General features: G+C 52.3%; 26 protein-coding genes and 3 tRNA genes. 26 read left to right on the plus strand and 3 right to left on the minus strand.

Translation table 11 applies throughout. The annotated features are described in order from the left end of the window. The first annotated feature begins 66 nt into the window (after nt 1-66). From NF683_RS10915 to NF683_RS10980, 14 genes are all read left to right on the plus strand, one after another. Complete coding sequence (locus NF683_RS10915) at nt 67-600, plus strand: CinA family protein (RefSeq protein WP_089039075.1); 534 nt, start codon at nt 67-69, stop codon at nt 598-600. An 89-nt stretch (nt 601-689) separates the two neighbouring features. Continuing rightward, the gene (gene recA, locus NF683_RS10920) at nt 690-1,751 is read left to right on the plus strand and encodes a recombinase RecA (RefSeq protein WP_089039074.1); all 1,062 of its coding nucleotides are present in this window, start codon (nt 690-692) and stop codon (nt 1,749-1,751) included. 555 nt (nt 1,752-2,306) lie between these two features. Then, a complete protein-coding gene (locus NF683_RS10925; protein ID WP_253920007.1) occupies nt 2,307-3,341 on the plus strand; it encodes a glycosyltransferase family 2 protein in 1,035 nt (344 codons plus the stop codon). 48 nt (nt 3,342-3,389) lie between these two features. Then, a complete protein-coding gene (locus NF683_RS10930; protein ID WP_089039072.1) occupies nt 3,390-4,508 on the plus strand; it encodes an NAD-dependent epimerase/dehydratase family protein in 1,119 nt (372 codons plus the stop codon). Continuing rightward, nucleotides 4,505-5,281 (plus strand): glucose-1-phosphate cytidylyltransferase, encoded by a 777-nt coding sequence (gene rfbF / locus NF683_RS10935; protein ID WP_089039071.1) that lies wholly within the window; start codon nt 4,505-4,507, stop codon nt 5,279-5,281. Before NF683_RS10930 ends, rfbF begins: the two co-directional genes overlap by 4 nt. A 7-nt stretch (nt 5,282-5,288) precedes the next feature. Further along, the gene (locus NF683_RS10940) at nt 5,289-6,635 is read left to right on the plus strand and encodes an NAD(P)H-dependent oxidoreductase (protein ID WP_089039070.1); all 1,347 of its coding nucleotides are present in this window, start codon (nt 5,289-5,291) and stop codon (nt 6,633-6,635) included. Nucleotides 6,636-6,638: 3 nt separating this feature from the next. After that, on the plus strand, nt 6,639-7,187 hold the full coding sequence (gene rfbC, locus NF683_RS10945; RefSeq protein ID WP_089039069.1) for a dTDP-4-dehydrorhamnose 3,5-epimerase: 549 nt from the start codon (nt 6,639-6,641) through the stop codon (nt 7,185-7,187). A gap of 16 nt (nt 7,188-7,203) precedes the next feature. Beyond that, nucleotides 7,204-7,665: a regulatory protein RecX gene (locus NF683_RS10950; protein WP_089039068.1), complete on the plus strand. Its 462-nt coding sequence runs from the start codon at nt 7,204-7,206 to the stop codon at nt 7,663-7,665. A 169-nt stretch (nt 7,666-7,834) separates the two neighbouring features. After that, complete coding sequence (gene alaS, locus NF683_RS10955; RefSeq protein WP_089039067.1) at nt 7,835-10,444, plus strand: alanine--tRNA ligase; 2,610 nt, start codon at nt 7,835-7,837, stop codon at nt 10,442-10,444. 97 nt (nt 10,445-10,541) lie between these two features. Next, nucleotides 10,542-11,792, plus strand: coding sequence for an aspartate kinase (locus NF683_RS10960; protein WP_089039066.1), 1,251 nt, complete (start codon nt 10,542-10,544; stop codon nt 11,790-11,792). A 194-nt stretch (nt 11,793-11,986) separates the two neighbouring features. Beyond that, nucleotides 11,987-12,175 carry a carbon storage regulator CsrA gene (gene csrA / locus NF683_RS10965; RefSeq protein WP_009722197.1) on the plus strand — a complete coding sequence of 63 codons (189 nt, stop codon included), beginning with the start codon at nt 11,987-11,989 and terminating at the stop codon, nt 12,173-12,175. 124 nt (nt 12,176-12,299) lie between these two features. Then, a tRNA-Ser gene (locus tag NF683_RS10970) sits at nt 12,300-12,392 on the plus strand. A 29-nt stretch (nt 12,393-12,421) separates the two neighbouring features. Beyond that, nucleotides 12,422-12,498 (plus strand) — tRNA-Arg (locus tag NF683_RS10975). A 67-nt stretch (nt 12,499-12,565) separates the two neighbouring features. Further along, a tRNA-Arg gene (locus NF683_RS10980) sits at nt 12,566-12,642 on the plus strand. 152 nt (nt 12,643-12,794) lie between these two features. Here the strand turns inward: NF683_RS10980 and NF683_RS10985 are convergent. Continuing rightward, nucleotides 12,795-13,793: a tRNA dihydrouridine synthase gene (locus tag NF683_RS10985; RefSeq protein ID WP_253920008.1), complete on the minus strand. Its 999-nt coding sequence runs from the start codon at nt 13,791-13,793 to the stop codon at nt 12,795-12,797. 127 nt (nt 13,794-13,920) lie between these two features. Here NF683_RS10985 and NF683_RS10990 point away from each other — a divergent pair, with 127 nt between their 5' ends. The 3 genes from NF683_RS10990 (at nt 13,921) to NF683_RS11000 (ending at nt 17,421) form a co-directional block, all read left to right on the plus strand. Then, nucleotides 13,921-14,178, plus strand: coding sequence for an OadG family protein (locus tag NF683_RS10990; RefSeq protein ID WP_089039064.1), 258 nt, complete (start codon nt 13,921-13,923; stop codon nt 14,176-14,178). Nucleotides 14,179-14,271: 93 nt separating this feature from the next. Continuing rightward, on the plus strand, nt 14,272-16,086 hold the full coding sequence (oadA, locus tag NF683_RS10995) for a sodium-extruding oxaloacetate decarboxylase subunit alpha (RefSeq protein ID WP_253920009.1): 1,815 nt from the start codon (nt 14,272-14,274) through the stop codon (nt 16,084-16,086). A gap of 12 nt (nt 16,087-16,098) precedes the next feature. Beyond that, complete coding sequence (locus tag NF683_RS11000; protein ID WP_089039062.1) at nt 16,099-17,421, plus strand: sodium ion-translocating decarboxylase subunit beta; 1,323 nt, start codon at nt 16,099-16,101, stop codon at nt 17,419-17,421. A 115-nt stretch (nt 17,422-17,536) separates the two neighbouring features. Here the strand turns inward: NF683_RS11000 and NF683_RS11005 are convergent, their stop codons facing one another. Beyond that, on the minus strand, nt 17,537-18,163 hold the full coding sequence (locus tag NF683_RS11005; RefSeq protein WP_253920010.1) for an IMPACT family protein: 627 nt from the start codon (nt 18,161-18,163) through the stop codon (nt 17,537-17,539). A gap of 27 nt (nt 18,164-18,190) precedes the next feature. Further along, nucleotides 18,191-18,589 (minus strand): LexA family protein, encoded by a 399-nt coding sequence (locus NF683_RS11010; RefSeq protein WP_089039060.1) that lies wholly within the window; start codon nt 18,587-18,589, stop codon nt 18,191-18,193. Between the two features lie 260 nt (nt 18,590-18,849). Here NF683_RS11010 and ccmA point away from each other — a divergent pair, with 260 nt between their 5' ends. The 9 genes from ccmA to ccmI are packed head-to-tail and all read left to right on the plus strand — an operon-like array spanning nt 18,850 to nt 26,004. Continuing rightward, nucleotides 18,850-19,470 carry a cytochrome c biogenesis heme-transporting ATPase CcmA gene (gene ccmA, locus NF683_RS11015; protein ID WP_089039059.1) on the plus strand — a complete coding sequence of 207 codons (621 nt, stop codon included), beginning with the start codon at nt 18,850-18,852 and terminating at the stop codon, nt 19,468-19,470. 48 nt (nt 19,471-19,518) lie between these two features. Continuing rightward, a complete protein-coding gene (gene ccmB / locus NF683_RS11020; RefSeq protein WP_172422509.1) occupies nt 19,519-20,217 on the plus strand; it encodes a heme exporter protein CcmB in 699 nt (232 codons plus the stop codon). A 14-nt stretch (nt 20,218-20,231) separates the two neighbouring features. Beyond that, nucleotides 20,232-20,972: a heme ABC transporter permease gene (locus NF683_RS11025; protein WP_089039058.1), complete on the plus strand. Its 741-nt coding sequence runs from the start codon at nt 20,232-20,234 to the stop codon at nt 20,970-20,972. After that, entirely contained in the window at nt 20,972-21,205 is a 234-nt protein-coding gene (ccmD, locus tag NF683_RS11030) for a heme exporter protein CcmD (protein WP_089039057.1), read from the plus strand. Before NF683_RS11025 ends, ccmD begins: the two co-directional genes overlap by 1 nt. After that, on the plus strand, nt 21,195-21,704 hold the full coding sequence (gene ccmE, locus NF683_RS11035; RefSeq protein WP_253920011.1) for a cytochrome c maturation protein CcmE: 510 nt from the start codon (nt 21,195-21,197) through the stop codon (nt 21,702-21,704). Before ccmD ends, ccmE begins: the two co-directional genes overlap by 11 nt. 52 nt (nt 21,705-21,756) lie before the next feature. Beyond that, on the plus strand, nt 21,757-23,775 hold the full coding sequence (locus tag NF683_RS11040) for a heme lyase CcmF/NrfE family subunit (protein WP_275050917.1): 2,019 nt from the start codon (nt 21,757-21,759) through the stop codon (nt 23,773-23,775). Further along, on the plus strand, nt 23,772-24,299 hold the full coding sequence (locus tag NF683_RS11045; RefSeq protein ID WP_089039055.1) for a DsbE family thiol:disulfide interchange protein: 528 nt from the start codon (nt 23,772-23,774) through the stop codon (nt 24,297-24,299). The genes NF683_RS11040 and NF683_RS11045 overlap by 4 nt, the downstream gene beginning before the upstream one ends. Next, on the plus strand, nt 24,290-24,760 hold the full coding sequence (locus tag NF683_RS11050; RefSeq protein WP_089039054.1) for a cytochrome c-type biogenesis protein: 471 nt from the start codon (nt 24,290-24,292) through the stop codon (nt 24,758-24,760). The genes NF683_RS11045 and NF683_RS11050 overlap by 10 nt, the downstream gene beginning before the upstream one ends. After that, the gene (gene ccmI, locus NF683_RS11055; RefSeq protein ID WP_253920012.1) at nt 24,757-26,004 is read left to right on the plus strand and encodes a c-type cytochrome biogenesis protein CcmI; all 1,248 of its coding nucleotides are present in this window, start codon (nt 24,757-24,759) and stop codon (nt 26,002-26,004) included. Before NF683_RS11050 ends, ccmI begins: the two co-directional genes overlap by 4 nt. Nucleotides 26,005-26,018: the final 14 nt, after the last annotated feature.

Consider the following 26,018-nt stretch of genomic DNA (forward strand, 5'->3'; position numbering starts at 1 on the left):
AATTTCTTTGAGAAAGTTAAACACGGTATTCTACGCTGAACTGAGGTCTCACATGAAGGAGTCACCATGGCACCTAGCGTTTCAAGCCTGAAGAATCTTGACCTATCACTGCTCGCTCAACGCTTGGGAAGGCTGTGTCAGCAGCTTGAGGTTGAAGTTTCTACCGCAGAGTCCTGTACAGGCGGCGGTATCGCCAGCGCAATTACTTCTGTGGCAGGTAGCTCTGCGTATTTTACAGCGGGTTATGTAACCTACTCCAATGCTGCTAAAACGCGTATGTTGGATGTGCCCGAGGCGCTTATCGAAGCCCATGGCGCGGTCAGTGAGCAAGTAGTTAATGCAATGGTTAAAGGTGCTTGCTTAGCAAGTGGGGCTGACTTAGCGGTTGCCGTCAGTGGAGTGGCTGGTCCTGATGGTGGCAGTCAAGAGAAGCCTGTTGGTACCGTATGGCTTTCCTGGGGCAGTGCAGAAAGCCAACAGGCAGCGTGTTTCCACTTTCACGGCGACCGACAGGCGGTACGCGAACAAGCCGTACGTGAAGCATTGGCCGGCCTAGTTGCGCGCTTGACGGCCCAGGCCAACGGCAGTGAAAAGAAATAAACATTAAATATGGTGCTGAGGATTTGTTTAGCCGCTAATCTTTGGCATACTACTGGCTAATTATACAGTTTGTGATGAGGAATTTCTGCATGGCTCAGGATGACAACCGCACCAAAGCGCTAAATGCTGCACTTAGCCAGATTGATCGCCAGTTTGGTAAAGGGACTGTTATGCGCCTTGGCGATGCACCGCGCGTGATAATGCCGTCTGTCTCCACCGGTTCACTGGGGCTTGATATCGCGCTTGGTATCGGCGGGTTGCCGTTTGGGCGCGTATGTGAAATTTATGGCCCAGAGTCATCAGGTAAAACGACGCTGACCCTGTCAGTCATTGCGCAGGCGCAAAAACAGGGCAAAGTCTGTGCGTTCGTCGATGCAGAGCACGCTCTGGACCCCAGCTATGCAGAAAAGCTCGGGGTTAATCTAGACGACTTGCTGGTTTCCCAGCCTGATACCGGTGAGCAAGCGCTGGAAATTACCGACATGTTGGTACGGTCTGGCGGGGTAGATGTGATCGTGATCGACTCCGTGGCTGCACTAACGCCGCGTGCTGAAATCGAAGGCGAAATGGGCGACTCCCACGTTGGTCTGCAAGCACGTTTAATGTCTCAGGCATTGCGTAAAATTACCGGTAATATCAAAAACGCCAATTGTTTAGTGGTGTTTATCAACCAGATCCGCATGAAAATCGGTGTGATGTTTGGTTCGCCCGAAACCACGACCGGCGGTAACGCACTTAAGTTCTACTCCAGCGTGCGTCTGGATATCCGACGTACAGGCTCCGTAAAATCGGGTGACGAAGTCACTGGTAACGAAACCCGTGTGAAGGTAGTTAAAAATAAAGTGGCGCCGCCATTCCGTCAGGCAGAGTTTCAAATTCTCTACGGTAAGGGTATCTACCATGCGGGCGAGGTGATTGACCTGGGCGTGCAGTGCAGCTTGGTAGACAAAGCGGGCGCGTGGTACAGCTACAAAGGCAAAAAGATTGGTCAGGGCAAAGCCAATGCAGCTCAGTATTTAGAAGAGCACCCTGAAACCATGGAAGAAATTGAAGCGCAAATCCGAGCACAATTGCTTGCTCCGCCGGATGCAAAAAAAGAAGAAGCTCCTGAGGCAGATGTTGCCGCTGAGAGCGATGATGATTTGCTGTAAGCCTCTTTATGATGCCGTTCTCTAAGCCGTTGAGTTAACGTCGTGTGACGTGGCGATTCAAATACTGTCTCGGCGCGAGTGCTCTCGCGCTGAGCGAGTATGCAAGTTGCAGCAAAAAGCATTTCAGCCTGGTGAGATTGCTGTCTGCAGTAGCAAGCTAAATTTGGCGATAAGCCTAGCCTGTATTTTTAGCATGAAAAAAAGGGGTACCTAAAAAGGTGCCCCTTTTGCTTTTCTGTATGAGAAAAATGGTACTGCAAACTAGATTTTTGATCCGTCCATGCGCTTGACAGAAAAAAACATGTCGCTTATTTTTTAAATGTAACTTTTAATATCATTAGGTATCAGATTGTAACTTACAGTCGCCGTTGCTACTACGTTTCGTTGCTACTACGTTTCTATGACGGAGCGTTCGGTGATTGTAGGTTAGGGGCTGCTTATATAATTATAAAAGAATGAAATATAACTTTTCATATGATGGAGAGCCTGGTGGTTAAGTTTAAAGGCTAACCTTTATCGCGAAAAGAAAAAGCTCATCTTTGGGGAAAGTGTGCTATGCATAAAGTATTCGCGGTAATCCTTACTTATAATCGAAAGGAACTACTGAAGCGATGTCTCGATGCAGTGTATTCCCAGTGCCGCTCTTGCGATCGTGTCATCGTCATTGATAATGCAAGCACTGATGGTACCCAAAAGATGTTGTCCGAAAGCAGTTACCCTGGTCTTATGGTACATGTGCTGAAGGATAATATTGGCGCCTCTGGGGGATTTAATGCAGGTATGCGTCTCGCCTATCAAGAGGGTGCCGATTTTATTTGGACAATGGACGATGATGTCATACCTGGTTCTGACGCACTTCACTTTTTGTTATTAGCCGATGAAGCGCTTAAAGATAAAGGAAAAAAACCAGCTTTTCTTCTTTCCCAGGCCTTCACTGAAACTGGACTGGTTACTAATACTCCTATTATTAGTCCTTTGAAAAATGCCATTGGTTATCGAGACTGGCACGAGCTGCTTGAGCTGGGTGTAGTGGCTGTGCATCGCGCTACTTTCGTTTCAATACTGCTGCCGCGGACTACCTTGGCGCAACATGGCTTACCAATTACCGCGATGTTCATCTGGGGAGAAGATAGTGAATTTACCTTAAGAGTCACTCAAGAAAACCCCGGTTATGTTGTTGGTATGAGTAAAGTGCAACATTTACGCCAAGAAAATGGCCCTATCAGTATTCTTAATGAAAGTAATCCGGCGCGCTTTAGGTTATACCGCTACTTTATTAGAAATAAAATTTATATCGCTCGTAAATATCGCCATTTTCCACATTATCGCTACCTTATGATTTCAGAAGTTTATCGAGTTGCTCGGCTCTTTTTTATACTTTTGTTTAGAGGTGAAGTTCGTAAGGCCAAGATAGTTCTGCACGGAATGTTAGAAAGTCTGTGGTTTTACCCTGAGTCTGAAGCTGCAGATACACCTATTGAAAAAATGCAAACTTCCACGTGGCGGTTAGACCAGCTATGCCAAGAGCAAGCTGACTTGAAGGAAAAAAACAGGATAAAAAATAAAAGCAGCTTTAAGACAGGGTCGTGAGAATACTTGGTTTAATGACGCTCAGGCGCTAAATGATGGGGTGATATTTTGAAAATATTAATCGTGGGCAATATGGGGTACGTCGGCTCCGTACTGGTAAGAGAGTTAGCCGCACGATATCCATCTGCCACTCTTCATGGTTACGACAATGCCTATTTCGCGCACTGTCTCACGGGAGCCGATTCCCTTCCCGAACGTTATCTCGCCCAACAGTTTTTGGGCGACGTTAGGGATATTCCTGCTGGTTTTTTTGAAGGCTACACGGCCGTGGTGCAACTGGCTGCTATCTCCAATGACCCCATGGGAGATCGTTTTGCTGCCGTCACGGCTGACGTCAATCAATACGCTACGGTGGCCATGGCCAAAGCAGCGGCTCAAGCGGGAGTGGAAAACTTCGTGTTTGCCTCGAGTTGCAGTATTTATGGTATTGCCCTCGGTGCGCCGCGTTGTGAAGCAGATGCTGTGGCTCCGGTTACCGCCTATGCCTGTTCAAAAATTGCCGCAGAAGAAGCCTTGGCGGGCATTGAGGGGGACATGGTGATTACTAGTTTACGCTTTGCGACTGCCTGTGGAATGTCGGAACGTCTACGCCTGGATCTAGTGCTCAACGATTTTGTCGCCTGCGCGCTTAGTCAGCAGCATATTACCGTGCTTAGCGATGGGTCACCCTGGCGACCCTTGATCGATGTCTCCGATATGGCAAGGGCCATTAGTTGGGCGATACAGCGTAAGCCCGAAAATGGGGGGCGCATCCTCAATATCAATACCGGCTCTAACGAACGCAACCATCAGGTGCGGGATCTAGCGATGGCGGTTGCCCAGGCAATTCCTGGTACCACTCTGAGTATCAATACCCAAGCACCGGCGGACAGCCGCTCCTACCAAGTAGATTTCAGCCTGTTCGCTAAGTTAGCACCAGAACATCAGCCAAAAATGACACTTTGGGATTCGATAATAGGGGTGGCTAATGGGCTAAAAGGCATGAAGTTTACTGATGCCCAATTCCGAACCTCACGCTATGTGCGCCTGCACGCGCTACAAGCGCATATCGACGAGGGTCGCCTGTCCGAGAACCTGAGTTGGCAAATTCGTAATGGAGTGACTCCCACTGCTTCGCCGGGCTCTTCCTCGGTTACTTCGATGCCTGAAATGGAGGCTAAGCCATGAAAGTTGCAATTTTTGCGGGAGGGTTTGGCACGCGTTTGAGTGAAGAAACGGCGATTCGTCCAAAGCCTATGGTGGAAGTAGGAGGGCGACCGATTCTTTGGCATATCATGAAAATGTATGCCCATCACGGCTTGAAGGAATTCGTCGTGCTGGGTGGCTATAAGGTTGAGTATATTCGCGACTACTTTCTCAATTATCGCGGTAACCGAACCGACTACACCATTGACCTGAAAACAGGCAAAGTCGCCTGGCTTCAAAGCGTGAACGATGACTGGAAAGTCACCGTGCTGGATACCGGCGCCGATGCCATGACAGGTGGGCGGCTTAAGAAGGCCATGCATTTACTGGCGGATGAGCCTTTCTGCTTGACCTATGGCGATGGGCTGAGCGACCTGGATATTACCGCGCTGATCGATTCTCATCTGGCCTCAAAAAATTGGTGCACCCTGACGGCAGTAACGCAGCCGGGCCGCTATGGTGCGCTGCGCTTGCAAGAAGGTAACAATCAGGTGGAAGGCTTTCGCGAAAAGGGAGAAATAGATGGTGGCCTGATCAACGGCGGCTTTTTCGTCTGTGAGCCGGAAGTATTCGAGACGATTAACGACAGCCAGACCGTATGGGAAAACGAGCCCATGCAGCGAATGATTGAAATGGGCAGATTGGGATATTTCCATCACAACGGATACTGGCAAAGCATGGATACTCTGAGGGACAAGATGGTACTGGAGGCCGCTTGGGCGGAAAGTGCTCCCTGGAAGCTTTGGAAGGAGTGAGTCTCCGATGATTATCGTTGATACAGCACTTGCCAAGCGAGAGGCTCAAGGCAATCCCATTCGAGTAGGAATGATCGGAGCCGGGTTCCAAGCGAGGGGGATCGGCCTGCAGATTATGACGGCAACAGCGGGAATGCGTCTTTGCGCTATTGCCAATCGTCACCTTGATGCAGCGGTCAAGGTCTATCAACAAGCCGATATTGAACCAATCGCCTGTGACACTCAGCAGGAGCTTGAAATGGCGATTGCTGCGGGGCGAGCGGCAGTTACTGAGAATGCCGTGGCTCTGGCTCGCGCGGAAGGGCTGGATGCGATCATCGAGGTAACCGGCTCGTTGGAGTACGCGGCACATGTTGTGCTAGCGGCACTTGAAAGTGGTAAAGACGTCATCCAAATGAACGCGGAACTCGACGGTACGATCGGCCCTATTTTAAAAGCGAAGGCTGATGCTGCAGGCGTTATCTATAGTTTTGCCGATGGCGACCAGCCAGGCGTACAGATGAATCTCTATCGCTTCGTCGCCGGTCTGGGTGTTAAGCCTGTGCTGTGTGGCAACATCAAGGGGCTGCATGACCCTTATCGCAATCCGGCTACCCAGGAAAGTTTTGCTAAACGCTGGGGACAGAAGGCGGCGATGGTGGCGTCTTTTGCCGATGGCACCAAGATTTCGTTTGAACAGGCGATTGTCGCCAATGGTACCGGCATGCGAGTCGCTCAACGCGGCATGCTCGGTCCTGATTTTTCCGGTGGTGTGCCTGGTGGACCCTTGGTACCTATCGAGGAGACGATAGCGGCGTTTGAACCCTACCTAGATCCGGCAGGGCCGGGGCTGGTGGATTACGTTGTTGGAGCACGGCCGGGGCCGGGTGTGTTCGTATTGGGCACCATCGATAATCCCCGTCAACGGCATTATCTCGAGCTTTATAAAATGGGCGAGGGGCCATATTACTGCTTTTCAACGCCTTATCACCTTTGCCATTTTGAAGTGCCCACGTCCGTTGCGCGAGCAGTGTTGTTCCGTGATCCGGTTTTATCTCCTTTAGGCGGCCCAAGGGTGGGTGTGATCGCTATGGCCAAGAAAACCTTGCATGAGGGCGATAAAATCGAAGAACTCGGAGGCTTCGAAGTCTACGGCATGGCTGAAAACATCGAGGTGATACGGCGTGAACGGCTACTGCCTATCGGTCTAGCGCTGGGGTGCCAGGTGGTTGGTCGTGTCGAAAAGGACGCGGCACTGACCTTCGATGATGTTCTTATTCCACCATTGCGCTTGATCGATCGTCTGTATGCTGAACAAGAAGCCATGTTTGCCTTGGAACCCCTATCTGGCACCGCCGCTACTTTTGTGGAGTAAGCCATGCTATTTCATCAAACGAAACTCAAGGATGCCAAGCTGATAGAGCTTGAGGCCCATGGTGATGAGCGGGGCTTTTTTGCCCGGACTATGTGCCGCGCGGAGTTTGAGCGCCATGGTTTGCTGGGCGATTTTGTACAGCAGAATACCTCGTTCTCAGCCAAGAGAGGTACTCTGAGGGGGCTGCATTATCAGCGAGAGCCGCATGCTGAAGCCAAGCTGGTGCGCTGCCTCCGGGGGAGCATTATTGACGTTATTGTGGATATTCGTGAAGACTCAGAAACCTACCTGCACCATCAGCTGTTCGAGCTGACCGAGACCAATCGGTACCAGCTTTATGTGCCGCCAGGCTTTGCGCACTCCTTTCAGACGCTGAGCGACGATGTTGAGGTCAGTTATCTGGTGTCGGCTGCCTATCATCCCGAGGCTGAAAGTGGTTTGCGCTATAATGATGAGCGCCTCGCGATTGAATGGCCTATTCCGCCCACAGTTGTATCCGAGAAGGACGCCAATTGGCCATTGATCAGTGAGCGAATTGACGCACTCTTCTAACCGTTGAGAGAACAGTATGTTCCCCCCCAGTAGTGAGTTAACGCCGCGTGAAGTGGCGATTCAAATGCTGTCTCGGCGCGAGTACTCTCGTGCTGAGCTAGCGCGCAAGTTGCAGCAAAAATCATTTCAGCCTGATGAAATTGATGTCTGTCTGAATAGCTTAGAAGAGCAGGATTTACAGTCCGATGAACGTTTTGCCGAAAGCTTTATACGTTCACGGATTCTTCGTGGGCAAGGGGTTATTCGCATTAAGGGGGAACTGCGCCAGCGGGGCGTAGATCAAGAAACGTCAACGACGGCTTTTGCCACAGTAGAAGAGCGCGAGGCCGTAGATTGGTTTGAGCTAGCTCGCGATACCTTGGCTCGGCGCTTTTCCTCGCCAGGTGATACTCCCAAAGAGCGTGCTAAACGCGAACGTTTTCTCGCCACACGCGGCTTTAATTTTGAGCAAATCCGCTACGCGTTGTCTTGCTTGTAACTCCCCTTATATGAGCCTTCTCCGGGTATTTTTTCACCCTCTGTTTTAGTTCTGGCACTAACTGCGGCTTTAGTCGTTTGACAACTGCGTTATAATGCCCCTTTTGCGACCCCAGCGGGTGGCGGCGATAGCGCCCTGGGGCATCATGCTTTCTTGTCACGGATACCCTATGAAAAGCGCAGAGATCAGACAGGCCTTTTTATCTTTTTTTGAAAAGCAGGGGCATACTATTGTGCCCACCAGCTCTCTAGTGCCGGGCAATGACCCGACGCTGCTCTTCACCAATGCAGGCATGGTGCCCTTCAAAGACGTTTTTCTTGGCCGTGACCCGCGACCCTATGTACGCGCCACGTCAGCCCAGCGCTGCGTGCGTGCTGGCGGTAAGCACAACGATCTAGATAACGTTGGCTACACGGCGCGTCACCACACGTTTTTTGAAATGCTGGGTAACTTCAGCTTTGGTGACTACTTTAAGCGTGATGCCATTCGCTTTGCCTGGACATTTCTGACGGAAACGTTGGGCCTGCCCAAAGAGAAGCTCTGGGTCACGGTGCATATCAGTGACGATGAAGCCGAGCGTATCTGGAAAGATGAGATCGGCATTGACCCTGAGCGTTTCTCAAAGCTTGATGAAGATAATTTCTGGCAAATGGGCGACACCGGTCCTTGTGGCCCCAGCTCTGAAATCTTTTTTGATCATGGTCCGGAAGTATGGGGCGGCCCGCCTGGCAGCCCTGAAGAAGATGGCGATCGCTACATCGAAATCTGGAACCTGGTGTTCATGCAGTTCGATCGTGATGCCGCTGGAACATTGAATCCGCTGCCTAAGCCTTCCATCGATACGGGAATGGGCTTGGAGCGGGTGGCTGCTGTTATGCAGGGCGTTCACTCCAACTACGAGATCGATCTGTTCCAAAACCTGCTGAAAGCTGCTGCTGAAGCGACAGGCCATGGTGACACCACGACGCCTTCGTTACGCGTGATTGCCGACCATATTCGCTCTTGTGCCTTCTTGATTACAGACGGCGTTCTGCCTTCCAACGAAGGGCGCGGCTATGTGCTACGTCGGATTATTCGCCGGGCGATTCGCCATGGGCATAAACTGGGTGCTTCCGAGCCGTTTTTCCACAAGCTGGTAACCGCACTAGATACTGAGATGGGCGACGCCTATCCTGAATTGCGTGAAGCGAGTGAACAAATTACCCGCGTGCTGCTTAAAGAAGAAGAGCAGTTTGCTCGCACGCTGGACCACGGCATGGGGCTATTGAATGCGGCGCTTGAAGAGCTGCAAGGTGACGTGCTGCCTGGCGAAACCGTCTTTAAGCTTTACGATACCTACGGTTTCCCCTTCGACCTGACGGCGGATGTATGCCGTGAGCGTGAAGTCACACTGGATGAAGCCGGTTTTCAGCGCGAGCTAGAAGCGCAACGTGAACGTGCGCGGGCGGCCAGCCAGTTTGGCGCTGACTACAGCGCTGCTATTGACCTGGAGGGTGAAACCCAGTTTACCGGTTACGAACATCTGGCCGACCAAGCGACAGTTACTGCCATCGTGGATAGCGAAGGTAATGCGTTAGCGGCTCTGGAAGCTGGCCAGAAAGGCACCGTTGTACTGGACCGTACGCCATTCTATGGTGAATCGGGCGGCCAGGTGGGCGACACCGGTTACTTATATGTTGATGGCGGTCGCTTCCAGGTAACCGACACGCAGAAACAGAGTGGCCACCACCTTCACCAGGGGATTATGGTCGATGGCGCGTTGAGCGTCGGCGCTAACGTGCGAGGCGAGGTGGATGCCAGCTTGCGTAGCGCGACCATCCGTAATCACTCGGCGACTCACTTGCTGCATAAAGCACTGCGTATGGTGCTGGGTGATCATGTTCAGCAAAAAGGCTCACTGGTAAACGCAGAGCGCCTGCGCTTTGACTTTAGCCACTTCGAGCCGATGACCGCAGAGCAAATAGCGGAAGTAGAGCGGCTGGTAAATGAGCAGATCTTAGCGAATGCGCCGACCAAAACGGAGCAGATGAGCCTTGCAGAGGCGAAAGCTAAAGGGGCGGCCGCGCTATTTGAAGCTAAGTATGCCGATAACGTGCGGGTGCTGACCATTGGCGCTGATGACTTCTCTATCGAGCTGTGTGGTGGTACTCACGTGAACCGCAGTGGTGATATTGGTTGTTGCCATGTGGTGAGCGAAGTAGGTATCGCTTCTGGCGTGCGTCGTATCGAAGCGATTACCGGTGAAAATGCGCTGGCTTACTTCCGTGAGCAGGAAGCTCGTGTTCAGCGGCTTGGCGAACGACTGAAAACCAAGCCCGAGCAAGTGGAAGCTCGGGTTGAATCGCTGGTTGAGCGTAACCGCGCGCTGGAAAAAGAGCTTGAGCAACTTAAAGCGAAGCTGGCAAGCGCTGCGGGGAGTGACATGCTTAGCCAGGTGCAAGAGATCAACGGTGTTAAGTTACTGGTCACCCAGCTTGAGGGTGTTTCGGGTAAAGATTTACGTGGCGTGCTTGATCAGTTGAAAAACAAGCTTGGCTCAGGCGTTATCCTGCTTGGGGTTGCAGATACCGCGGCAGGTAAGGTGAGCTTGATTGCTGGGGTTACCCAGGACTTAATCGGCCGCGTAAAAGCGGGTGAATTAGTCAATCATGTGGCTTCGCAGGTAGGCGGAAAGGGTGGTGGTCGCCCGGATATGGCTCAAGCGGGTGGAAGTTTACCCGATGCCTTGCCAGCAGCATTAGGCAGCGTGCCGGCTTGGCTGGAAAATACGCTTAGCTAATTACAAAGGCCGGTGGCACTATTTGCTACCGGCTTTTTGTTAAATAGCAATAACAATACTCACTCTCCATTCCCGAACCTATAGGAAAAAACGGCATATGGCATTATACGTACAGAAGTTCGGCGGCACCTCTGTGGGCTCTGTCGACCGTATCAAGGCCGTGGCGGAAAAGGTTAAAGGCTTTCGCGATCAAGGCCACCAAGTGGTAGTGGTGGTGTCCGCGATGAGCGGAGAGACCAACCGCCTGACGGATATGGCAAACGCAATCAATGATGACCCAGCGCCGCGTGAAATGGACATGCTGCTCTCAACGGGCGAGCAGGTGACCATTTCGCTGATGGCAATGGCGCTTCAGCAGATAGGTGTTTCTGCTACTTCTCATACGGGGGCTCAAGTCGGCATTCACACCGATAGCGCCCACACCAAAGCACGTATTCGGCGCATTGAAACCGATGACCTGAAAGCTGACCTTGATGAAGGCAAAGTGGTTGTGGTGGCTGGCTTCCAGGGTGTCGATGAAGACGGCAATATTACGACGCTGGGGCGTGGTGGTTCTGATACCACAGGTGTTGCGCTTGCTGCAGCGCTTGGTGCTGATGAGTGTCAGATATACACCGACGTTGATGGTGTTTACACCACTGACCCTCGCGTGTGTTCCAAGGCTCAGCGCCTTGAGAGCATTACCGTGGAAGAGATGCTTGAACTGGCAAGCCTGGGCTCCAAAGTTCTACAGATTCGCGCCGTCGAATTTGCGGGCAAGTACAACGTACCACTTCGTGTGCTGTCGAGCTTTGAAGATGGCCCCGGCACCCTAATTGTTGCAGACGCAGACCAAGACGAGGACGCTATGGAAGAACCGCTAATCTCCGGTATCGCTTTTACTAAAAACGAAGCTAAATTGACCCTGTTGAATACGCCTGATGTGCCAGGTGTCGCATCGCGTATTCTTGGTCCTATCGCCGATGCCAATATCGAAGTCGATATGATTGTGCAAAACGTGGCGCCTGCTGGCGATTACACTGACTTCACCTTTACGGTTGCTAAAGGCGATTACAAAGCGACCAAGAAGTTACTTGAAGAGACGGTAATTCCTGATTTGGGCGGCGGTGAGCTGCGTGGCGATGACAACATTGCCAAAGTATCGCTTGTGGGTGTTGGTATGCGCTCTCATGCCGGTGTTGCCTCTAAAATGTTCCGTGTTTTGGCCGACGAGAACGTCAATATCCGTATGGTTTCCACGTCGGAAATTAAAATTTCCGTCGTTATTGATGAAAAGCATATGGAGCTTGCGGTTAATGCCTTGCACAAAGCATTCGGTTTAGATAAATCTGATATCGAATCTGAATAACAATTGCGCACTAAACCTTCTACGCTGAAGGATACTTGCTGCCGTGTGGTGGTGAGCTTTCTTTCAACGGGAGGTTAAGGTGTCATAGGAGCTTGAGCCATTGGTGGTGGCGGCACCCATACCGCATAATAGTGTGGTGCCGCTGTGAGCGGACACAACCCGTTGTATAAAAACGTCTGAGAAGGAGATCAGCCATGCTCATCCTAACCCGCCGTGTCGGCGAAACACTGATGATAGGTGATGAGATCACCGTTACAGTGTTAGGTGTGAAAGGTAATCAAGTACGTATTGGTGTAAACGCGCCAAAAGACGTCGCGGTTCACCGTGAAGAGATTTACCAGCGCATTCAGCGTGAACGTAACAGCGAAAGCGAATCTGAGTAAATGGTTGTCTGTGTTGCGTCTACTACAAGGCGTTTAAGCGGTAACTACGGGGCGGTGCGAAAAAAATTGGCATAGGGCTGGACAGCAGTCGTCAAAATCGGTAATATTCGCGCCGTGCCGTTGAGGAGAGGTGGCCGAGTGGCTGAAGGCGCTCCCCTGCTAAGGGAGTATAGGGTTTATAGCCCTATCGAGGGTTCGAATCCCTCTCTCTCCGCCAACTGCATAAAGTAACATCAATTTGGATAAGCGCCCGTAGCTCAGCTGGATAGAGTACCTGACTACGAATCAGGGGGTCGGAGGTTCGAATCCTCCCGGGCGCGCCAGCTTGAATTCAGAAGTTATTGATGTTATTATGTTTTTCTTCGCGAAGGCGATGTTAAAAACTGTTAAGCGCCCGTAGCTCAGCTGGATAGAGTACCTGACTACGAATCAGGGGGTCGGAGGTTCGAATCCTCCCGGGCGCGCCAAATTCGAAAAACCCGCTTTCTACTGAAAGCGGGTTTTTTCTTTTCTAGCCTGGCCATGGTGGCTCGTACTTTGGTCTTGCGATCGTTTAAAGCGCCCTTCTGTGCACAGCAGAAGGGCGCTTTTTTTGTTCTAATCTAATGCTGAAAACGACTTATGCGGGCTCGCAGTAAAGTGATGCGCTGGGAATCAGGTTGTTAAGCAGCGTATCGAGATCCGTAAGGCGTTTCAGGCGCTGAAAGTGTTGGTTCGCTTCGCTATTGCCTTGGCGCATTTGTGCTAGCCACTGCTTGACGAGTGACACCACGACTCTATCTGGTAGTTGTCGCCTCTGTAGGTCGGCGTATCGCTTTAGCACGTTGGCACGCATTGCCCAGGTGGTGTCAGGGAGGCGCTCTCCTGTGCCCTGCCAGTGGCGTATGCGAGCTGCAAGCCATGGGTCTGAGAGGGCGCTACGGCCAAGCATGACATCCTCGCAACCTGATAGCGTGCGAGCCTTCCAGTAGTCCTCTAGTGTCCAAATATCGCCGTTTGCAACGACAGGGATTGATACCTGGTGGCGAACTTTGCCAATCCACTCCCAGTGTGCAGGCGGGCGATAGCCTTCATCTCGTGTGCGGCCGTGGACAACAAGCTGTGCAGCGCCGCCAGCTTCTGTGGCCTGGGCACAAGCGACTGCTAAGCGACGATCAGAAAAGCCAAGGCGGATTTTAGCCGTCACTGGAATTTCGCCGTCTAATGCTTCGGCGACCGCTTTTACGGCGCGATAGACGCGATCTGGCTGGCGAAGTAGCGATGCGCCACCATCATGACGATTAACCAGTTTGGCGGGACAGCCAAAGTTAAGATCAACGCTGATAGCGCCCAGCGAGAGCGCCTGTTGCGCATTGCTGGCTAGCGCCACGGGGTCTGATCCCAAAAGCTGCAAATGCACGGGAACGCCGCTAGGGGTGGCGACGCTGCCTGCTGACAGTTCGGGGCAATGTTTATAGAACACGCGAGGGGGGAGTCGTGTGTCGACCACCCTGACAAACTCAGTCACTGCCCAGTCAAAACCTGTCTGCTGAGTCAGTAAATCACGCGTTAAGGCGTCGATGACACCTTCCATAGGCGCTAGGCCTATCCTGCCTTTATGTAGTAAATTAACAACCATGACTTCCACTATGGCGCGATTGCAATCTATCCTGGATGTGGCAGGTTAGTGTATTAGCCTCACTGCGCCAAGCGCCTTTAGAGGCTATTGGTGTGCCGAAAAGCATTTGAAAGAGGGGGAATGCGGTATGCAAGAGTCAGAGTTGCTCCAGGAAGGGCTTGCCCTTATGGGGTTGGGTATGGGTTTTGTATTTGTTTTTCTTACGGTTTTGGTAATTAGCGTTACGCTAATGTCGAAGTTGATTAGCCGCTTCCAGCCTGCTCCTATAGCAGCGCCAAGCGGCCGAAATAATGCAAAACCATCTGCACCGAAAGGCCAGGATGATGAAGTCAGGGCAGTGATTAGTGCTGCAGTGCACCGTTATCGTTCTTCGCGCCGTAAGTAAGGCCCTAGTTTTGTAGCTATCCTACCGCTCAATTACTATTTATTTTGTTAAATTTACTACAAATCCATAACGTGAAAATTGTGAGCCACGACCATGAATGAAACAAAACGTCCTCTGGGGATCACTGATGTTGTTCTTCGCGATGCCCATCAATCGCTGTTTGCCACCCGTTTGCGTCTTGATGACATGCTACCGATTGCCGAAAAACTCGACAATGTTGGCTATTGGTCATTAGAGACTTGGGGTGGAGCAACGTTTGATTCATGCATTCGCTATTTGGGTGAAGACCCTTGGGAGCGTATTCGGGCACTGAAAGAGGCGATGCCGAATACACCTCAAGCGATGTTGTTGCGTGGCCAAAACTTATTAGGCTATCGCCACTACGCCGATGACGTGGTTGATAAATTTGTCGAGCGCGCTAAGACCAACGGGGTTGATGTGTTCCGCGTGTTTGACGCGATGAATGATCCGCGCAATCTTGAGCGTGCGATCAAGGCGGTTCGCCAAGTAGGTGGACATGCACAAGGCACCATCTCTTATACGGTTAGCCCGGTACATACCCTGGATAGCTGGGTAGAGCTCGCTAAAACCATTGCCGCAATGGGCGCTGACTCACTGGCTATCAAGGATATGGCGGGGCTTCTGACGCCTTATATTGCCTATGATCTTGTCACGCGGTTGAAAAAAGAGCTGTCTATTCCCGTTCACTTGCATTGTCATGCGACTACCGGGTTGTCGACCTCGACAATTTTGAAAGCCGTCGAGGCAGGCGTCGATAATGTCGATACTGCGATCTCTTCCATGTCCATGACGTATGGTCATAGTCCGACTGAATCTGTCGTGGCCATGCTCAAAGATACCGATCGCGATACCGGTCTTGACCTGGAATTGTTGGAAGATATCGCCAGCTATTTCCGTGAAGTGCGCAAAAAGTATGCGGCGTTCGAAGGCTCGTTGCGCGGTATTGACTCACGCATTTTGATTGCCCAAGTGCCTGGCGGCATGCTCACTAACATGGAAGGCCAGCTTAAAGAGCAGGGCGCCGGCGATAAACTCGACGATGTGTTGAATGAAATCCCCCGGGTACGCGAAGACCTAGGCTTTATTCCGCTGGTGACGCCGACCTCTCAGATTGTGGGTACTCAAGCAGTGATGAACGTGATGATGGGCGAGCGTTACAAGTCCATCTCCAAAGAAGTTCAGGCGTTGCTAAAAGGTGAATACGGCTCCGCGCCCGCGCCGTTTAATGCAGAGCTGCAAAAACGCGTGCTCGAAGGTGGCGAACCGATCACCTGTCGCCCGGCAGATAACCTGTCGCCAGAAATGGACCGACTAGCGACCGAGCTTAAAGAAAAAGCGAGCGCAGACAGCATTCGTATTGCCAGCGGCGAGCAGGGAATAGATGACGTGCTGACCTACGCGCTGTTCCCGCAAATTGGTCTGAAATTCCTTAAAAATCGTGACAACCCGGATGCCTTTGAACCCGCCCCTCAAGTGGCTGAGGCGAAAAGCGCTAACGTACCGGCAAAAGCCGCAAACAAAGCGCCAATGGTTTCGAGTGGCCCGGAAACGTACACCGTTAAGCTCAATGGCAAAGCGTTTGTAGTGGAAGTGTCTGAAGGTGGCGAGATAGGCGCGGTGCAGGAACAGGCGGCAATGAGTGCTAACGCACCCAAAGAGGAAGCGCCTGCATCTAGTGGAGAAAGCATTGATGCACCGCTTGCTGGCAATATCTTCAAGGTCAATGTACGCCCGGGTGACCAAGTAGCGGATGGCGATGTGGTGATTATTTTGGAAGCCATGAAAATGGAAACCGAAGTGCGTGCCAGTAGTGCCGGTACCGTATCGAAAGTTAACGTCAGCGAGGGTGACAGCGTCACCGTCGGCGATTCGCTGATCGAGCTTTAAGGGCATTTGGCAATGGAAAAACTAATTACCTTATGGGAGGGCTCGGGGCTTTATAACCTTGAGCTTGGTCAGGCGGCCATGATTTTGGTAGGGCTTGGGCTGCTCTATCTTGCCATTCACAAGAAGTTTGAGCCGTTGCTGCTGGTGCCAATTGGGTTTGGCGGCATTCTTGCCAATATCCCTGAGGCGGGCTTGGCAATCTCAGCGCTCGATCAAGCGATTGAGGTGGCAAAACCTGCTGTGCTGCAGCAGATAGCTTCCGTACTGGGCGCTACCCTTGATCCATTAAGTGGTGTGGAAGCTTGGCGAGAGTCGCTTAAAGCGATTGCCCACGATACTGCAGCTCCCGATCAATTGCGTGCGGCAAAGGATATTGCGGTTGGCGTAGGTTATAGCGATGGAATGCTCTATAACTTCTATAAAGTAGCGATTGCCTCTGGTATTGCGCCACTGATTATCTTTATGGGCGTGGGGGCCATGACCGACTTCGGCCCGTTATTGGCTAACCCGCGGACGCTCTTTTTAGGCGCGGCTGCTCAGTTTGGCATTTTTGCCACACTGTTTGGTGCTGTGATGCTGACCTCACTGGGGGTGATGGACTTTTCGCTTAATCAAGCGGCCGCCATTGGTATTATCGGCGGTGCTGATGGTCCAACGTCTATTTATGTATCAAGCGTATTGGCTCCTGAGTTGCTGGGTGCTATCGCAGTGGCGGCGTACGCCTACATGGCGCTGGTGCCGCTGATTCAGCCGCCGATTATGCGGCTGCTGACCACGCAGAAAGAGCGTCAAATTAAGATGACGCAGCTGCGTCCGGTATCCAAACTGGAAAAGATCGTTTTCCCGCTGATGTTATTGATTGCCGTCGCGCTTTTCCTACCTGATGCAGCGCCGCTGTTAGGGATGTTCTGCTTTGGTAACTTGATGCGTGAATGCGGTGTGGTTGAGCGCTTATCGGATACGGCGCAAAACGCTCTGATCAATATCGTGACGATTATCTTAGGACTATCGGTGGGTTCCAAGCTGATGGCAGATAGCTTTCTGGCATTCGAAACGCTGGGTATCTTGGGTCTGGGTATTGTGGCGTTTGGTATTGGCACGGCCGCAGGCGTGTTGATGGCGAAGCTGATGAACCTTGTCAGCAAAATGCCGATTAATCCGCTGATTGGTGCCGCAGGTGTTTCGGCAGTACCGATGGCCGCGCGAGTAGCTAATAAGGTTGGCTTGGAGTCGAACCCGCATAACTTCCTGCTGATGCATGCCATGGGCCCTAATGTGGCCGGTGTTATCGGTTCTGCTGTTGCGGCGGGTGTGATGATTAAATATTTAGGCTAAAACCCGCTAGCAGTGCCATTGCGCAGTTATCGTTACGTAATGGTTAGCGACTAAAACGCGGCTTACCGAGCAATTGCTCGCGTAAGTCGCGTTTTTTGTCAGCGATATAATAATCTTATTGTGGCGGCACTTTTTGAATATCGAGGGCTGTCTTTAGGCGATTTTCAAGCGTAGTGAAATTTAAGGCCTCATCTCTTGGCCAGCCAATCGTAAGGCATACGCCGTTGCCATCGTACTCTGCCTGTTGGACGGGAATTTTCTGCTCATCACACCAAGCGCGCGCGACGGCTTCATGGGCAAAGTTGACACGCAGTTGGTAGTTATCCCGCTCGACGACTTCGCGGGTAGGTAATGTTTCAATCCCGGCGTTAACCGACTGTGCGTAAGCTCGGGCGAGTCCACCCGTGCCCAACTTGGTGCCGCCAAAGTAACGAATCACCACACAGCCTACTTCACCCATCTGGCTACCGAGCAAGGCTTGATACATGGGCCTGCCGGCTGTGCCGCCGGGTTCGCCATCATCAGAGAACCCTATGTGTGTTTGTTCACCAGGAGGGCCAGCAATAAAGGCCGTGCAGTGATGACTTGCGTTGGGGTGGGCGGTTTTTGCTGCCTGCAGCATTGCATGATGGTCAGCTGTGCTGGGTGCATGGCATATCCACGTGAGGAAGCGACTTTTTTCAACCTCAATTTCAGCGGTATGCCATGTGGCGGATGCTAGGTCTGGAACTCGGTAACGCAATCGATGCTCCCTAAAGCGGGTGGCGAATTAGTGGTGCCGAGTGTTGTTAGCGCCATGCTCGACGCCCATTACCATTCCCAGCACTTGAATATCACAATTATGCAGGAAGACGGCAGGCATGGCTGCATCTTCGGGCCATAAGTGAACGCCCAGTCGACTAATGGAAAGTTGCTTTAGGGCAACTTCTCGCTGGTTTATCGTCGCGATAGCGGTTTCTTGATGGCTACCTTGTTGATAGCGGCGAATAATGATGACATCGCCATCGAATAGATTGCATTCACGCATTCTGTTGCCGCGCACGCGAAGCGCATAAGTGTTGCGCCGCGTTACACGAGGTGCCGAATAAATAGGGCGACCTGTATTCGACGTCGTTTGAGATAGCGCATGTTGAGTTATGTTCAAGGGTGTTGGCATTGTCATCGTCATGCAGTTTTCTCCAATGCAGCGCCCGCTCCCTAGGCGTGTAATTGAGCAGATTGCTGTGTTTATAATCGGTAATGTTTTTTCATACAGTGTTTGTAGTATAGACCTGTTTTTGCATACAGTGCTAGTGCTCTGCATTGTCTATTGTTCTTAAGCGAAGATTGGTTGAAGTGTGATGCGACCCCTGACCGCAGAGAGCGACTGGCGAGAAAGGGGCTTTCCGTGTAGAGTTCGACGCAAAATCTACGTGCCTGGAGATATCCTTGAGCCTCTGCCTACAAGCCCGACAGCTAGCCTGTGAACGCGATGATCGTTGGCTGTTTGAGGGGCTAGATCTTGATATTCAACGTGGCGAAATAGTGCGTATCGAAGGCCCTAACGGGAGCGGAAAAACGACACTGTTGAAAATTCTTTCAGGCCAGTTGAGCGACTACCATGGCGACATTTATTGGAATGGCGACTCAATGCGCGAGGTGCGTGAACATTTTCTCGCCAATCTACTCTATTTAGGGCATGCCCCTGGCATAAAAGCGGGGCTTTCTCCGCTGGAAAACTTAGCGTGGTACCAAGCGCTTAGCGGCGAAAAAGGCGACGATTACCAGCGTGAAGAAGCGCTGGCACAGGTTGGGCTGAGTGGCTTTGAGGATGTACCCGCCGGGCAGCTTTCTGCTGGGCAGCAGCGGCGAATTGCCCTTGCGAGACTGACGCTTACTAAGCGGGCATTGTGGGTCCTGGATGAACCTTTTACAGCCATTGATCGCCACGGAGTGGCAGCACTAGAAGCGCAGCTTGTTGCGCATGCCAACGCGGGAGGCTGTGTCTTAGTGACGACACATCATGAGTTAACCGCATCATCCGTGCTTAGGCGCGTTCAACTGGGGTAGAAGGAGACAGCGTTGCCAAGCTCACACGCCACGACAGGCATCCCAGAAATGTCGATGCATGCGCCTTCCGGTGGGCTCATGGTCGCCATTAGTGCCACCTTTAAGCGAGATCTAACGCTGTTGCTACGTCGTCGTGGTGAAGTGCTTAACCCATTGGTGTTCTTTGCCTTGGTGATTACGCTCTTTCCGATCGGCATTTCACCTGATCCCCAGTTACTGGCAGAAATAGCGCCTGGGTTGCTGTGGGTGGCGGCATTGCTAGCGGCATTGCTTTCTCTGGATAGTCTGTTCCGGAGCGACTACGACGACGGTAGTTTGGAGCAGCTACTGTTAGCCCCTCAGCCGCTGGCGGCGCTTAGCCTTGCCAAAGTTGCTGTTCACTGGCTGCTGACAGGACTGCCTTTGGCACTTATGGCGCCGATTTTAGGTATCATGTTGGCACTTCCTGCCGGTAGTTACATGGTTTTAGCGCTATCGCTGGCATTGGGAACCGCAAGCCTCAGCTTGATTGGTGCGATTGGCGCCGCGCTGACCGTCGGATTAGCTCGCGGCGGTGTATTGCTGTCACTGCTGGTGCTGCCGCTCTATATTCCAGTGCTTATTTTTGGTGCTGGCGCCGTGCAGGCCGCTATTTTAGGCGATGGTATCGCGGCGCATCTGGCTATTTTGGGCGCACTTTTAGCGATTTCGTTAATGCTAGCACCTTGGGCTATTGCCGCCTCGCTACGCATCAGCATCAACGGTTAAAGGACGAAAACACCATGTGGGCCTTTATAAATAAACTGAGATCACCCAAGTGGTTCTACGCGATTAGCGCCAAGCTTCAGCCCTGGTTCTGGGCAGCGGCGGTGCTCCTGTTGCTGCTGGGAAGCGTTTGGGGGCTGGTATTTGCTCCCGCGGATTATCAGCAGGGCAATAGCTTTCGGATTATCTATGTCCACGTTCCTGCCGCTTTCCTAGCACAATCCATTTTTGTCTCAATGGCAATTTCAGGCTTGGTATATATGGTCTGGAAAATCAAAGTAGCCGATATGGCAGCCACCGTGATGGCACCATTAGGTGCTGCGATGACCTTTGTAGCACTTTTTTCAGGCGCAGTATGGGGGGTGCCTACCTGGGGAACCTGGTGGATGTGGGACGCACGCTTAACGTCCATGCTGATTTTGCTGTTTTTGTATTTAGGGGTCATTGCACTGCGCGGTGCTTTCAGTAGTCGCGATAGTGGATCTCGTGCAGCCTCAGTGCTGGCGATGGTGGGCGTGATTAATATTCCGATCATCAAATATTCGGTGGAGTGGTGGTACACCCTGCACCAGCCTGCCTCGTTTACGATTACCGGACGTTCGGCAATGCCTATGGAAATGTGGGCACCGCTGCTCATTATGGTACTCGGCTTCTACTGCTTTTTTATAGCGTTAACCCTGATGCGCACGCGCAGTGAAATACTGCGCCGTGAAACCAATAAGCGCTGGGTGCAAGAGCTAGTAGAGGAGGTGAGATAATGGCTTTTTCCTCACTTAATGAATTTTTTGCCATGGGTGGCCACGGGCTTTATGTGTGGGCTGCTTGGGGCATGACTGCGTTGTTGATGCTGGTGATAGTTTGGCATGCGCGCCTCGAGCGCAGCCAACTGCTGAAAGGCGTGAAGCGCCGTGTGCGCCGCCAAAACGCCCACTCCCAGGCCGCGCAAGCACCAGTTAACTCTGCTCAAAGGGACGTTCGTCATGACGCCTAAACGTAAACAGAAGCTGTTCGTTATTTTAGGGTTGGTTTCATTAACCGCGATAGCGGTGGGGCTGACACTTTATGCGCTGCGCTCCAACATCAATTTATTTTTTAGCCCGGTACAGATTGCTCAGGGCGACGCGCCCATGGAGCGCCAGATTCGCGCGGGCGGAATGGTTAAAGAGGGATCGGTGTCGCGTGATCCTGAAAGCCTTGATGTTGAGTTTACCGTGACGGATTACGTCGATGACTTGGAGGTCTACTACAGCGGGATTCTGCCGGATCTTTTCCGTGAAGGGCAGGGGGTGGTCGTGGTAGGAGAACTTCAGGCAGATGGGCGCTTATATGCCGATAAAGTCTTAGCCCGCCACGATGAAAATTATATGCCGCCCGAAGTGGCGCAAGCATTGGAAGAAGCAGGTTACTCCCCGGCAGATTATCAGGCAAAAGCGGCTGAGGTGGGTAAGCGTTTGGAGCAGGAAGGCACCCCCCAAACAAGCGATTATTAATGTTTTATCGTGTCAAGCAGGCGGTTATGCCCACTGCTAATTCGGAGCGCGCATGTTCATCAAGATGATTCCTGAAATAGGCCACTTTGCTCTGGTCATTGCCCTGTTGATGGCCGTGATACAAGCTGTGATGCCGCTGGCAGGCGCGGCCACTCGGCGTCCGCTGTGGATGGCCTATGGTCGACCTATGGCCACGGGGCAGTTCCTGTTTATTGCCATTGCCTATTTGTGCCTAACAGCCAGTTATATGCTGGATGACTTCAGCGTGGCGAACGTTGCCAATAATTCCAACTCGCTACTGCCCTGGTACTACAAGTTTAGTGCCGTGTGGGGAAATCATGAAGGCTCCGTCTTATTGTGGAGCTTAATGCTGGCTGGTTGGGGGTATGCCGCTTCGGTATTTTCCGGTGATTTGCCGCGCGATATGGTGGCGCGAGTGCAAGGCGTCATGGGAATGGTCTGCGTTGGCTTCCTGCTGTTTATCTTGATGACCTCCAATCCATTTGAGCGGCTACTGCCGAATATGCCTCAAGACGGGGCTGATCTGAATCCGCTGCTGCAGGACTTCGGGTTGGTTGTGCATCCTCCGATGCTGTATATGGGGTATGTCGGCTTCTCGGTGGTATTTGCATTTGCCATTGCCGCGTTGCTAGGTGGGCGTTTAGACGCTGCCTGGACACGTTGGGCACGTCCCTGGACTAATGTGGCCTGGGCATTTCTAACCGTAGGCATCGCGCTAGGTAGTTGGTGGGCTTATTACGAGCTGGGCTGGGGCGGCTGGTGGTTCTGGGATCCGGTTGAAAACGCCTCACTGCTGCCCTGGTTAACGGGAACGGCGCTGGTGCACTCGTTGGCGGTCACTGAAAAGCGCGGTTCGTTTAAAAGCTGGACAGTACTGCTGGCTATTTCAACCTTCTCGCTGTCATTAATGGGCACGTTCCTGGTGCGTTCTGGCGTGCTGACCTCAGTGCACGCGTTTGCTAATGACCCTTCCCGCGGCTTCTTTATCTTAATGCTGTTGGCGATTACCGTAACGCTGTCGCTGCTGGTATTTGCGCTGCGCGCCCCCCGTGTGAGCCATAAAGTCGGCTTTAATTGGTTATCCCGTGATTCGCTGTTGTTGGTCAATAATATTCTACTGGTCATTATGACGGTCACCGTACTGTTAGGCACGGTCTACCCGCTAATTCTGGACTCCCTTGGGTTAGGTAAGATCAGCGTAGGGCCTCCGTACTTTAATGCACTTTTTGTACCGCTAACGGTGGTGATGTGCATGTTTATGGGACTGGGCCCGATCGCCCGCTGGAAAAGCATGAGTGCCAGTGAACTGTGGCGTAAGCTTTGGCTGTCAGGCGCCGCTGCACTGGTCCTGGGCGGTGCTATGCCGTTGCTATATGGCGGCGAGTGGAATCTTTGGGTCTCCTTGGGCATTGTTTCGGCGCTCTGGATCGTACTGCCTATCGTGCGTGACGTGTTCAATAAAGTCCGCCATGCCAGCTCCTTTTTGGCGGGGCTGCGCAAGCTGTCGTTAGCATATTGGGGCATGGTGCTTGGTCATGTGGGCATTGCGGTCACCATTGTTGGCGTGGCGGTTGTTTCCAATTACAACATCGAACGCAACGTGCGGATGTCGCCGGGCACGACTGTTGAAGTGGCAGGTTATCAGTTCACCATGACGGAACTGGCAAATCGCCGGGGCCCGAACTTCCTGGCAGACACGTCTATCATTCAAGTGCAGCGTGGCGACTCTGGACGTAGTTTTGTGATGCGTCCAGAAAAGCGCCTCTATCTCGCTACCAGAATGCCAATGACCCAGGTGGCGCTTCGTCCCGGGCTTTTCCGCGATCTCTATGTCGCCATGGGGGAAGACCTTGGCGATGGTAGCTACGCGATGCGTGTTCAATACAAACCGTTTGTACGCTGGTTATGGCTCGGTGCGTTGTTGATGGCTTTCGGTGGCATTCTGGCGATAGTTGATAAGCGGTACCGTCGTGTCGTATCGCGCAAAGCGCCTGCTAGCCCGGCTTCTGCAACGTCTGAGTCTGCAACGTCGAAGGAAGCTATGGTATGACACGTCGCCTACTACTTTTACTACTACCGATTGGCTTTCTGGGGATTGCCTTATTCCTTTATCAAGGGCTAGGGCGCGACCCTTCGCACCGCGACTCGGCGCTAATGGCCAGGCAGTTTCCTACCTTTGAAGCCACGACACTGCGCGATGAAAATCGCCAAGTTGATCAAACCCTGTTAACTGGCGATGTCACCCTGGTGAATGTGTGGGGCGAATGGTGCCCCGCTTGTAAGCAGGAAATGCCGCAGTTGCTGGAGTTGGCTGATCAGGGCATTCGCATGGTCGGCATTAACTATCGTGATACTCGCGAAAAAGGGCTGGAGTTCTTGAGCGAGTTTGGGGATCCCTTCGAAGTTAATGTGTTTGATCCTGACGGTAACCTTGGCTTTGATCTGGGGGTTTACGGTGCGCCGGAAACCTTCTTGGTTGATGCTGACGGTGTCATTCGCTACCACCACAAAGGTTACGTGTCACCGGAAGACGTTCGTGAACGCATTCTGCCGGAGGTGGAAAAATGGCGCTAATACGCTTAATGCTTACCGTCGCGCTGCTGACACTGACTAGCGGCGCGTTGGCCGGCGGTATTGAGATACGTGAGTTCGACGATCCTGTTACGGAGCAGCGTTACCATGATCTCACCGCTTCGATGCGCTGCCCTCTGTGTGAGAACCAGGCAATCGATGATTCTGATGCGCCAATTTCCGCGGACATGCGTGAACGTGTCTATCAATTGCTCCAGGATGGTCAATCGGATATCGAGATTGTTAACCACATGGTGCAGCGGTTTGGAGAGTACATTCTCTATAACCCGCGTTTAGAAAACCGCACTTACCTGCTGTGGGGGTTGCCGATAGGTTTGGTGCTGCTCGGCGTAGTGGTCGTCGTGATGATGGTTCGCGCTCGTCGTAATGCCTCAGCGAAAGCGCTTAGCGCCGAAGAACGTGCCCGCCTGGATGCCCTGATTAACCGCGAGAGGTCTTCATGACACCGCTGTGGATTGCGATTGCTTTACTATTACTCCCCGCGCTTTGGTTATTGATAGCGCCGATGCGCGATGCCCGCGCGCTACGCGACAAGCTAGATCACTTCGAAGCTAACGATACTGCTGATGAGCAAAACGTGGCGATTTTTAAGCGTCGTTTGGCCTCCTTGGAAGCTGCTCACGAACGTGGCGATATGGATGAGGAGCGGTTTAAAGAAGACCGCCTGGAGCTAGAGCGTAGCCTGTTGGAAGACACCGCCAGCCGTACTAAGCGCCCCTTAAAAACGGCGACGGCAGGCAGGCTTGCTATCCCCTTGGTGATGGTGGCCGTGGTGGGAGCGAGTACGTTTTGGTACCAGCAGAACGGCGCGGAAGGCGATTTAACACTTTACGCTATTCAGCAAGAAGTGCAAAACGACCCCGATGGCTCACTGGTCATGTATTTAGAGCGCATGGAAGCAGAAGCCGAGCGTCAGCCGAATAATCCCAATGTGTGGAGTTCACTGTTTCCGCTTTACCGTGAAACCGGTCAGGCCGATAAAGCAGCCGATGCGTTAGAACGGTTGATTGCTATTGAAGGGCGGATTCCTCCGCTGTTGGCGCAACTTGCTCAACTGCGCTTTTTTATGGCGGAGCGTGAACTGACTCCTGAGGTACAGTCGCTAGTGGATGAGACGCTAGCGCAAGACCCACGCCAGCCCACAGTGCTCGGCTTGCTTGGCATTCATGCGTTTGATAATGGTGACTATGAAACAGCGGTAGACCACTGGCGTCGTGCTGTCGCAAACATAGAAGATCCCGAAACGGCATCCTCCTTGCGCGAAGGTATTCGCGTTGCTCAAGAGCGTTTAGGAGTAGAGCCAGAAGCAGCGGCGGTTGAGGCCGCCCAAAGCCAAGGCGTGCGTGTGAATGTTTCATTAGACGAAGCACTGATGGATAACGTCAGTGACGATGCTAGCGTGTTTATTACTGCTCGAGACATGCAAGGCGAACTGCCGCCACTGGCTGTTATTCGTGCCCAGGTGTCAGAGCTTCCCATGACCGTCGTGTTGGACGACACCGCAGCTATGTCCCCCCAAGCGCAAATCTCCCAGGTGCGTGAAGCACGCTTAGTTGTTCGCGTTTCGCAATCTGGTCAGGCGACCCCTCAACCTGGTGATCTGTTTGGCGAGCTGGAGAGCGTAAGCGTTGGACCTATTAATGAGGATGATGCGGCAAATGTTGTTATTGACCGCGTTTTTGAATAACGTCCACGCAAACA

It is taken from the genome of Halomonas sp. MS1, from assembly GCF_024182575.1.
Taxonomy (GTDB): domain Bacteria; phylum Pseudomonadota; class Gammaproteobacteria; order Pseudomonadales; family Halomonadaceae; genus Vreelandella.

Excerpts from the sequence above, each read along its gene's own strand:
- NF683_RS10915 (WP_089039075.1), top strand. The coding sequence starts at position 67 with ATGGCACCTAGCGTTTCAAGCCTGAAGAATCTTGACCTATCACTGCTC.
- recA (WP_089039074.1), top strand. The coding sequence starts at position 690 with ATGGCTCAGGATGACAACCGCACCAAAGCGCTAAATGCTGCACTTAGC.
- NF683_RS10925 (WP_253920007.1), top strand. The coding sequence starts at position 2,307 with ATGCATAAAGTATTCGCGGTAATCCTTACTTATAATCGAAAGGAACTA.
- rfbF (WP_089039071.1), top strand. The coding sequence starts at position 4,505 with ATGAAAGTTGCAATTTTTGCGGGAGGGTTTGGCACGCGTTTGAGTGAA.
- NF683_RS10940 (WP_089039070.1), top strand. The coding sequence starts at position 5,289 with ATGATTATCGTTGATACAGCACTTGCCAAGCGAGAGGCTCAAGGCAAT.
- rfbC (WP_089039069.1), top strand. The coding sequence starts at position 6,639 with ATGCTATTTCATCAAACGAAACTCAAGGATGCCAAGCTGATAGAGCTT.
- NF683_RS10950 (WP_089039068.1), top strand. The coding sequence starts at position 7,204 with ATGTTCCCCCCCAGTAGTGAGTTAACGCCGCGTGAAGTGGCGATTCAA.
- alaS (WP_089039067.1), top strand. The coding sequence starts at position 7,835 with ATGAAAAGCGCAGAGATCAGACAGGCCTTTTTATCTTTTTTTGAAAAG.
- NF683_RS10960 (WP_089039066.1), top strand. The coding sequence starts at position 10,542 with ATGGCATTATACGTACAGAAGTTCGGCGGCACCTCTGTGGGCTCTGTC.
- csrA (WP_009722197.1), top strand. The coding sequence starts at position 11,987 with ATGCTCATCCTAACCCGCCGTGTCGGCGAAACACTGATGATAGGTGAT.
- NF683_RS10985 (WP_253920008.1), bottom strand. The coding sequence starts at position 13,793 with ATGGTTGTTAATTTACTACATAAAGGCAGGATAGGCCTAGCGCCTATG.
- NF683_RS10990 (WP_089039064.1), top strand. The coding sequence starts at position 13,921 with ATGCAAGAGTCAGAGTTGCTCCAGGAAGGGCTTGCCCTTATGGGGTTG.
- oadA (WP_253920009.1), top strand. The coding sequence starts at position 14,272 with ATGAATGAAACAAAACGTCCTCTGGGGATCACTGATGTTGTTCTTCGC.
- NF683_RS11000 (WP_089039062.1), top strand. The coding sequence starts at position 16,099 with ATGGAAAAACTAATTACCTTATGGGAGGGCTCGGGGCTTTATAACCTT.
- NF683_RS11010 (WP_089039060.1), bottom strand. The coding sequence starts at position 18,589 with ATGACGATGACAATGCCAACACCCTTGAACATAACTCAACATGCGCTA.
- ccmB (WP_172422509.1), top strand. The coding sequence starts at position 19,519 with ATGTCGATGCATGCGCCTTCCGGTGGGCTCATGGTCGCCATTAGTGCC.
- NF683_RS11025 (WP_089039058.1), top strand. The coding sequence starts at position 20,232 with ATGTGGGCCTTTATAAATAAACTGAGATCACCCAAGTGGTTCTACGCG.
- ccmD (WP_089039057.1), top strand. The coding sequence starts at position 20,972 with ATGGCTTTTTCCTCACTTAATGAATTTTTTGCCATGGGTGGCCACGGG.
- ccmE (WP_253920011.1), top strand. The coding sequence starts at position 21,195 with ATGACGCCTAAACGTAAACAGAAGCTGTTCGTTATTTTAGGGTTGGTT.
- NF683_RS11040 (WP_275050917.1), top strand. The coding sequence starts at position 21,757 with ATGTTCATCAAGATGATTCCTGAAATAGGCCACTTTGCTCTGGTCATT.
- NF683_RS11045 (WP_089039055.1), top strand. The coding sequence starts at position 23,772 with ATGACACGTCGCCTACTACTTTTACTACTACCGATTGGCTTTCTGGGG.
- NF683_RS11050 (WP_089039054.1), top strand. The coding sequence starts at position 24,290 with ATGGCGCTAATACGCTTAATGCTTACCGTCGCGCTGCTGACACTGACT.
- ccmI (WP_253920012.1), top strand. The coding sequence starts at position 24,757 with ATGACACCGCTGTGGATTGCGATTGCTTTACTATTACTCCCCGCGCTT.